Here is a 5,953-nt window from a genome sequence, read left to right on the forward strand (position 1 = left end):
GGCTGACGGTCATGGACGGGCGTCCTCCGGCTCGGCGTCCCCGGCCTCGGCGACGTCGGCGGCCTCGCCCTCGGCGGCACCGGCTGCGTCGCCCGCGTCGGCGTCCCGCACGTCGTGGTCCTCGCGGCCCTCCTCGCGGCCCTCCTCGCGGCCGTCCTCCGGACCGCTCTCCTCCGGTGCGGCGGGGCCGTGCCCCGGCGTGAGGACGAGCGCGGCGGCCGGGTAACCCGCCTCGGCGGCCAGCCGCACCCGGTTGGTACGGCCCCACTCGTACGTCCGCCCGGTCAGCTCGTCGCGTACGAGGAAGGACTCCGCCCCCTCGGCCTGTGCCTCGCTGAGCCCGAGGCGGCGCAGGTCCTCCGCCTCCAGCGTCACCGTCGCCTCCTGCGCACGGTCCGCGTCGAGGCTGACCACGACGAGGACGGCGTCGGTGCGCGGCCCGGTCTCGCCGTCCGTGCCCTCCCTGTCGTCCGTACTGTCCGTACCGTCCGGACCGCCGTGCACCGTGCGGTACTTGGAGTAGGCGACGACCTGTTCGTTGTCGCACTCGTGGAAGGTCAGCGACCGCAGCTCGCGCAGCGCGGGGCGGGTGCGGCGCAGCATGTTGAGCTGCCCGATCAGCGGCGCGAGGGTGTGCCCCGACTCCTCGGCCGCGTCCCAGTCGCGCGGGCGCAGCCGGTATGTCTCCGCGTCCGAGTACTCCTCGCTGCCGGGCCGTGCCGCCTGTCCCTCGCACAGTTCGTAGCCCGCGTACATCCCCCACGACGGGGAGAGCGTCGCCGCCAGCACCGCCCGGGTCGCGAACACCGCCGGGCCGCCCCCCTGGAGGCTCGCGGGCAGGATGCCGGGGGTGTTGAGGGCGAAGTGGGGACGCAGCCAGGAGGCGGCCGGACCGGACAGCTCCGTCAGATGCTCCGTCAGCTCCCGCTTGCCGGCGTACCGGATGAACTGCGTGCAGGACTGCTGGAATCCGGCCTTCGCGAGGGTGTGCGTCATCGCCGCGCGTGTGAACGCCCCGGCGAGGAAGACGACATCGGGGTCCGAGCGGTTGACGTCGCCGATGATCTTCTCCCAGAAGCCCACCGGTTTGGCGTCCGGCTCGTCGATACGGAAGATCCGCACCCCGCGCGACATCCACAGCCGCAGCAGGCGCAACGTCTCGCGTACGAGCGCGGTGTAGGCCGTACCGTCCGTGTCGAAGTCGAGCGGCACGATGTCCTGGCGCACGCCCGACGGGCCCTCGGCGGGGGCGATCACGCCGTCCGGGCGCTGCGCGAACCACTCCGGGTGCTCCTTGATCCAGGGGTGGTCCGGGGAGCACTGGAGCGCGAAGTCCAGGGCGACTTCCATGCCCAGGGAGCGGGCGCGCTCGACGAAGTACGTGAAGTCGGCGGCCGTTCCCAGATCCGGATGTACGGCCTCGTGCCCGCCCGCGGCCGAACCGACCGCCCAGGGCGAGCCGACGTCGTCCGGGCCCGCGGACGGCGCGCCCCCTGGGCCCCTGCGGAAGGTGTCGCCGACGGGGTGCACCGGCGGCAGGCAGACCACGTCGAAGCCCATGGCGGCGACGCCCTCCAGCCGCTCGGCGGCGGTACGGAACGTGCCTGAGACCGGGGGCTCGTCCTCCCGTTCGGGCAGCACGGCGCCCTCGGAGCGCGGGAAGAACTCGTACCAGGACCCGAACCCGGCGCGCTCGCGCTCGACTTGGAGCGGCAGCGGACGTGTCGTGGTGACCAGTTCGCGCAGCGGATACCGCTCCAGCACGGCCGTCACCTGCGGGGTGAGCGCCGCCGCGAGGCGGGCGGCGACACCGCGGCTGTGGCTGCGCAGCGCGTCGGCGACGGCGAGGACGCCGTCCCTGCCCTCGCTTCTCGGTACGCCGGCGGCGGCGCGCTCGTGCAGCACCGCGCCCTCTTCGAGCATCGCCTCGGTGTCGATGCCGGCGGGGACCTTCACCTTCGCCCGGCGTCGCCAGGTGGTGACGGGATCGCTCCACGCTTCGATCGCGTACGTCCATCTCCCCTCGCAGTCGGGGGTGATGTCGGCGGCCCAGCGGTCGGTTCCGGGCGCGGTCTCGCGCATGACGGTCCACGGGCCGCGGCGGCCGGTGGCGTCCCGGAGCACGATGTCGGCGCCGAGGGCGTCGTGGCCTTCGCGGACGATGGTGGCCGAGACCTGGAACGTCTCGCCCGGTACGGCCTTGGCGGGGTGGCGTCCGCAGTCGACGAGCGGGCGGACGTCGAGGACGGGGATGCGACCGATCATGGCTTCACCTTGGTGCGGAGTGGAACAGGCGGGCGGATTGTGCGCTTTCCGCCTGTTCTATCTGCTCCGCCTGGTGCACCGGTGCCGTGTGCGGGGCGGGGCCGCGGGTTCACCCGCCCGGCCCCCGCGCCCTCTTGCGTTCCCGCGCGCCCGTGGCGCACGACCGCGCGGTACGGACGGCAAGCCCGCGCCAGGGGGTGCCCCGTGGGTCCGCACGAGGTCAACTCAGCGCGTCACGGCGGGCGTTGAGCGCCGCTCGCGGGCATTTGGCTGCAACACAGCCGCCGGACGGACCGGCGCCGCCCCCCACGGGGCGCCTGCCCGCCCGGCGGGGCTCCCGCGCCCCACCCCGGGGAAGACTTCCGTCTCCGGGCCGTGTTGGGCCCGTCCCGGCCTCGTCGCCGTACGTCTCCGCGTCCGGCCGCCCCGCCGTGACGAATGCGAGGACCCGCCCCCGGAACCGTCAGCCGCCGTGCAGCCGTACGGGAAAGGACCGGAGGTCGTTCTGCGTCAGCACCGGCTGGTTGACGATCTCCTCGACGGGCACGGCGAAGGAGATGCCGGGGAAGCGGTCGAAGAGCGCGGGCAGGGCGATGCCCGCCTCCAGCCGCGAGAGCGCCGCGCCCGGGCAGATGTGCGGGCCGTGGCCGAAGGTCATATGGCGGTTGCGGGTGGGCCGTGTGATGTCGAACCGGTCGGCGTCCGGGCCGTGTTGCTCGGTGTCCCAGCCGATCGCGCGGTACGAGATCACCACGCCCTCGCCCTCGCGGATGACCCCGCCGCCGACCTCGATGTCTTCCGTCGCGAAGCGCATCAGCAGATGCGTGGTCGGGGTGTCCCAGCGCAGGGTCTCCTCGATCACCGCGTCCCAGCCGGCCTCGCCCTTGAGCACCGTCTCCAGTTGGTCGGTGTGGGTGAGCAGCGCCCGTACGGAGTTGAGGATCAGACCGATCGTCGTCTCGTGCCCCGCGGCGACCATCGCCTTGAGGTTGCCGACGACCTCCTCCTCGCTCAGCGGCTCGCCGCCCTCGTCCGCGAGGATCAGCGCACTGGTCAGATCGTCGCGCGGCTCGGCGGTGCGGGCCCGGACCATGTCCGTGAAGATGCCGTCCAGTTCGTCGATGACCGCGAGCCGCTCGTCCTGCGGCGTGAGCATCGAGAAGAACGCCTTGTAGAGCGTGTGCAGCCGCGGATGGAGCGCCGGGTCGACGCCCATGAGCGCGCTGATCACGGACATCGGCAGCGGCAGCGCGAAGACGGACTTGAGGTCCACGGGGCCCTCGGCGCCCTGCGCCTCCAGATCGTCCAGCAGCCGGTGCGTGATGCTCTCGATGACGGGACGCAGATTCTCCAGGCGGCGGGGCGTGACGGCCTGCGCGGTCTTCGTCCGCAGCCGGCGGTGCTCGGCGCCGTCCACGGTGAACATCGAGCGGCCGGAGTCGATCATGCCGATCAGCGGCCACTCGTGGGTGACCTCGCCGCTGCGCCACAGGTTCCACTGCCCGATGTCCTTGACCAGACGGCGGTCCGTCAGCAGCCGCCGGGCGTCCGCGTGCCGGGTGATCGACCAGGCCGGTACGCCGAGCAGTTCGATACGCGTGAGGGCGCCGGCGTCGCGCAGCAGGCGGGTCTCCTCGTCGAGGCGGGCCACCATCGGGTCGATGACGATGGGGCAGCCTTCGTGGCCCGCGGGAGCGGTGCCGTCGCCGGCCGTGCCGGAGGCCGCGGAAGGGGTGGACGAAGAAGGGGTGGACGAGGAGCCGGGAGAAGCGGGTTCGGCGTAGGGGCTCATGACCTGCCTTCGATGGGGGGAGTGGGGGAGAAGCGGACCGGCAGGGCGGTCATCCCGCGCAGGAACGCCGAGGGGCGGCGTGCGAGAGCGCCCGCCGGTACGGCGAGGTCGATCTCGGGAAGCCGGTCGAGCAGCACCTCGATGCCGATGCGGGCGATGGTCTCCGCGATCTCCTGCGCCTGGAACGGGCACTGGAACTCGCCGTGGCTGAAGGCGAAATGGGCGCTGTTGCCGCCCCGCAGCCCGGTGTCCGCGCCCGCCGAGGTGACGTGCACCTTCGGGTCGGCGTTGGCGCCCGCGAGGCCGAGCAGCAGCATGTCGCCGGCGCGTATGCGCTGCCCGCCGAGCCAGGTGTCCCAGGCCGCCCAGCGGCCCGCGAGGATCTGTGTGGGGGTGTCCTCCCACAGCACCTCGTTCATCGCCTCGGGGATGCTGCGGCGGTTGCCGGTCAGCGAGGCGGCGAAGCGGTCGTCGGTGAGCATCAGCCGTACGGAGTTGCCGATCCAGTCGGCGGTGGGCAGGTGTCCCGCGGCCGTGATGGCCATCAGGTCCAGCGCGTACTCCTCGTCCGTGAAGTGCTCGGGGTACGCGAGCATCCAGGACGTCAGATCGGCGCCGGACGCGGCGCGCTTCTCGGCGACGAGTTCGTGGAGCTTGGCGCCGAAGTACTGGAACTGCTCCAGCGCGTCCTCGCCGCCGTCCGCGAGAGCCGTCATCGCCCGGATCAGACCCGGGCCCTCGTGGTCGGGGAAGCCCAGCAGCCGGGCGAGCACCAGGATCGGCAGCGGCTTGGCGTACTCGGAGATGATGTCCGCCTCGCCGCGCGCGCAGAAGTCGTCGAGCAGGAGGTCGGACAACTCCTCGCAGTGCTTGCGCAGTTCGAGGGGGCTGATGGACTCCATCGCCGTCTGCACCATCCGCAGATGGCGCTGGTGCTCCTCGCCGACGGTGTAGTAGATGGACGGCTGGCGCTGGCCGATCATGGGCCGCAGGGGCCAGTCCTCCGGCAGGTGCTCCCACTGGTTCCAGAGCCCGGAGTCGCGGGGGAAGAGCCGGGAGTCGGTGGTGACCTGGTACATCTCCTGATACCCGATCACCAGCCAGGCGGGGACGTCGCCGGGCAGCATCACCGGTACGACGGGGCCGTGTTCCCCACGCATCTCGCGGTAGTGGCCCGCGGGGTCCGTGTGGAAGCGGGGGCCGCTGAGGGGTACGGCGCGGTCGCCGGCGTGCGCGGGACACTGGGGCGGCGGGGCCTGCGTCCCGAAGTCGAACTCCCCCTTGTGGGCGTGTTGATACGCCGTCACGATGCAAAACCTTCCGTGTGGTGGATCGCGACCGATTGCGAGGGGACCGGATGCGGTGACTGGACGGAACACCTCTCCGGCGGCGCACACGGTGACGGGAACTGGTCAGGAACCCACCGCGGATTGCGCCTCCACACTTCACCCCGGGGAGCGAGCGTGCCCTGGGCCGCGACTCGTGCGGCCCGCACCGTTGCTCTCCGCTCACCTCCGTGGTCTCCGCACGTGACGTCCCGCGCCCGTTGTGGAGAGACGCAGGTGGGACGTGCAGAAGTCGTGCCCCCAGTGCTTGAGGCAACGAAGCTTAGGAGCAGAGCGGAGTGCGGTCGAGGGGGTGGAGACGTCCATTCCGGCTCGGGCCTGTGACAGGCGGAATTGCCCCGAGGATGTGACGGATATGACGGGGGTGAACCGCGGGACGTCCCCGAGTCGGCCTGCCGGACGCGGTGTTGGGCACGTCGCGGCCGGTACGGCGAGGGACGCGCGCCCCCTCGGAAGAGGCTCCCGGCACCGTCGTACGGGCTCCCGGCGCGGCCGACGGGCGGCGGGCGGGGCCGCGGTGCGGCGCGCGCCCTTGCCTCCGTCACCTACC

3 protein-coding genes are annotated in these 5,953 nt (G+C 72.5%); all 3 read right to left on the reverse strand.

Annotated features, from left to right (window positions below; translation table 11 throughout):
* Positions 1 to 9: 9 nt before the first annotated feature.
* The gene (locus tag AN218_RS03805) at positions 10 to 2,265 is read right to left on the reverse strand and encodes a maltotransferase domain-containing protein (RefSeq protein ID WP_070015191.1); all 2,256 of its coding nucleotides are present in this window, start codon (positions 2,263 to 2,265) and stop codon (positions 10 to 12) included.
* Positions 2,266 to 2,728: 463 nt separating this feature from the next.
* Complete coding sequence (locus tag AN218_RS03810; protein WP_244900245.1) at positions 2,729 to 3,919, reverse strand: cytochrome P450 family protein; 1,191 nt, start codon at positions 3,917 to 3,919, stop codon at positions 2,729 to 2,731.
* Between the two features lie 134 nt (positions 3,920 to 4,053).
* Positions 4,054 to 5,364: a cytochrome P450 gene (locus AN218_RS03815; protein WP_070015192.1), complete on the reverse strand. Its 1,311-nt coding sequence runs from the start codon at positions 5,362 to 5,364 to the stop codon at positions 4,054 to 4,056.
* Positions 5,365 to 5,953: the final 589 nt, after the last annotated feature.

Origin of the sequence: Streptomyces nanshensis (genome assembly GCF_001751255.1) — a bacterium.
GTDB classification, from domain to species: domain Bacteria; phylum Actinomycetota; class Actinomycetes; order Streptomycetales; family Streptomycetaceae; genus Streptomyces; species Streptomyces nanshensis_A.

Coding starts and splice junctions, on each gene's coding strand:
- AN218_RS03805 (WP_070015191.1), bottom strand. CDS start 2,265: ATGATCGGTCGCATCCCCGTCCTCGACGTCCGCCCGCTCGTCGACTGC.
- AN218_RS03810 (WP_244900245.1), bottom strand. CDS start 3,919: ATGGTGGCCCGCCTCGACGAGGAGACCCGCCTGCTGCGCGACGCCGGC.